Source organism: Dolichospermum lemmermannii CS-548, assembly GCF_028330815.1.
GTDB lineage: Bacteria > Cyanobacteriota > Cyanobacteriia > Cyanobacteriales > Nostocaceae > Dolichospermum > Dolichospermum lemmermannii.
In genome coordinates, this window is the sequence record NZ_JAQMTJ010000268.1 from 1 (window position 1) to 2,934 (window position 2,934).

General features: G+C 40.7%; 2 protein-coding genes. Both read left to right on the top strand.

Features of this window, described 5'->3' with window-relative positions; genetic code table 11:
* Positions 1-136: 136 nt before the first annotated feature.
* Entirely contained in the window at positions 137-1,189 is a 1,053-nt protein-coding gene (locus PN450_RS18390; RefSeq protein ID WP_271837150.1) for a TldD/PmbA family protein, read from the top strand.
* A 102-nt stretch (positions 1,190-1,291) separates the two neighbouring features.
* Positions 1,292-2,704: a serine/threonine-protein kinase gene (locus tag PN450_RS18395; protein ID WP_271837151.1), complete on the top strand. Its 1,413-nt coding sequence runs from the start codon at positions 1,292-1,294 to the stop codon at positions 2,702-2,704.
* The last annotated feature ends 230 nt before the right edge of the window (positions 2,705-2,934 follow it).

Here is a 2,934-nt window from a genome sequence, read left to right on the forward strand (position 1 = left end):
AAATTTACTTAAATCTAGGCTGGTTTCCTATTAATTCTCAATAATTAATGTTTATTGAGAATATAGGCTCTTTCCAGAAAAGCCTCTAACCCTTTTGAATACTCATTTTTAGCTGGTTTTCTTACATCGAACTCAGGTGAGTCAATTAAATCCACCAGAAATAGTAGAATTAGGGACTCATGCTGGGACATCCTATCCCGATTTAGGCACATCTGTATCCGTAGAAATGTTGATTAAATGGGGTAAGGAGGCGATCGCCCTAATTCGTGATGTCTATCCAGATATTCTTTGTCATAGTGACTGGGAATGCGATATAGAAAATACCAAACTCATTAACAGCAAGGGTTTAAATTCTCACCACACTGACACTACTCTTAGCTGCTATATGTCAGCAGAATGGGTCAGAGGTGATGATTTTCTCAGTGTTGCTGATGGTCAAACCCAACGCGATCAACTCAATCCAGAGAAAGTAGCCAATCAAATTTTACAGCGATTAAATTGGGCTAAAGATAACATTCCTAGTCCCAGTGGTCGCTGTCCTGTATTGTTCACTTCTAAAGCAGCAGATATGCTGTGGGGAACTGTGCAATCAGCTTTGAATGGTAAACACATTTTAGAAAAAGCTTCTCCCTGGGCTGATAGATTGGGTAAACCAGTTATTGCCCCCACCCTTACCCTGTACCAAAATCCAGCAGCAGGACCTTATAGCTGTCCCTTTGATGATGAAGGTCAACCTACCCAGTCATTAGTATTTATCGAAAATGGGATTTTACGGAATTTTTATAGCGATCGCACTACTGGACGACAATTAAACAACGGTAGCACTGGTAATGGTTTTCGTCCCGGTTTAGGTAGTTATCCCACACCAGGGCTATTTAACTTCCTAATTCAACCTGGTGATCTTTCCCTCTTAGACTTAATTAGCAAGATGGATGATGGCTTAATTATCGATCAAATGCTAGGTAGTTGTAGCGGACTATCAGGTGATTTTTCCATCAATGTGGATTTGGGCTATCGGGTCAAAAATGGTCAAATAATTGGCAGGGTAAAAGATACGATGGTAGCAGGGAATGTCTACACAGCCCTGAAACAAGTGGTGCAACTGGGTGGGGATGCAGATTGGAATGGTTCTTGTTATACACCATCTCTGATAGTAGAAGGACTATCAATTACTGGGAAAAATAGTTAATATTATAACATCCCAGATCCCCGACTTCTTGAAGAAGTCGGGGATCTAACACAACGCAATGATATAATTAGATTCATCTCCACCGTATCTACTATCAAGGGTATGATTATTTGGCAACCAGGGCAACAAATTAATAACGGTAGATTTATCATTCAGGGTAAACCCTTGGGTAGCGGTGGTTTTGGAACTACCTACAAAGCCTTAGAACCCAGCACGGGGAAATTATACGCCATTAAAACCCTCAATCAGCAAATGCAATTGCAAGAGGACTTTGCCGAACAACAGGTTAAGTTTATTAACGAAGCCTTGACAATTAAAGGTTTTGATCATCAGCATATTCTCAAAGTTTATGAAGTCATTCAAGCCGGTGAGCTTTTTGGCGTGGTAATGGAATATATTGATGGAGTAACTTTATTTCAATATCTTCGACAAAAGGGACAACTTACCGAAAGCGAAGCACTATTATATATAGATCAAATTGGTCAGGCTTTAGAATATATTCACGCTAAAGGTAGTTTACACCGGGACATTAAACCTGCAAATATTCTTTTACGTCAAAATAAACAAGAAGCGGTTTTAATTGATTTTGGTTTAACTCGCAGTATTGCTACTAAAAGCATGACAGCTTCCTTAACAGAAGGTTATGCACCTATTGAACAATATCGTCGCAAAGGGAGTTTTGGACCCCATACCGATGTTTATGCTTTAGCTGCTACTTTATATTATCTGCTGACGGCTGACGGACTCAACAAAGAGGGTGAATTTAGTCCCGTACCCGCACAAAACCGGAAATATGATGATGAACCTTTACCAGCGCCAAGACATTATAATTCTGGCATTAGTCAGAGGGTGAATGATGCTATTTTAGCAGGGATGGAAATAGAACCGGAAAACCGCACTCCGACGGTGTTGAAGTTTCGGGAAAATTTGGGTTTGGTAAGAACCCCACCCCCTAACCCCCTCGCAAGCGAAGTAAGAACTCCACCCCCTAACCCCCTCCCCGCAAGGGAGGAGGGGGAACTAAAATCATCCTGTGGAATGGACTACAGGAAACTGCGTGACTACCTCGCACAAGGAAAATGGAAAGAAGCAGACGAGGAAACAAAACGGGTAATGTTAGCAGTTGTGAAGCGGGAAAAGGTAGGTTGGTTAGATGAAGGAAGTATTGATAATTTTCCCTGTGCAGACCTTCGTACCATTGACCAGTTGTGGGTAAAATACAGTGGTGGCAAGTTTGGTTTTTCTGTGCAGAAACGAATTTATCAAGGTTTTGGTGGAACGAGAAAATATGATAGGGAAATATGGGAGAAGTTCGGGGACAAGGTAGGATGGAGAAAAGGAGGGGACTGGTTGTACTACAAAGATATTACTTTTGACAAGAAAGCACCAGAAGGTCACCTCCCCTTTAGAGATGTGGATATGGTATTTGGTGAGGTAAGAGTATGGGGTTGGGTTAGGTTTGAGGGATGCGTTTGGTCTTCTCTCGCGTCGAGACTTGTAAACTGTAACATTTAAAGGTTACAGAAAAATATTAAGTCTGAATCAGGATAACCAGGATTAAAGGATGTACAGGATGGTAGTTTATAGATGGTTTGTTTGGTGATGAAAATTCCATTTGTCTGAATCAGGATAACCAGGATTAAAGGATTAACAGGATAGTAGTTTATAGATGGTTTGTTTGGTGATGAAAGTTGTATTTGTCAGAATCAGGATATCCAGGATTAAAGTAGTAACAGGATAGTAAT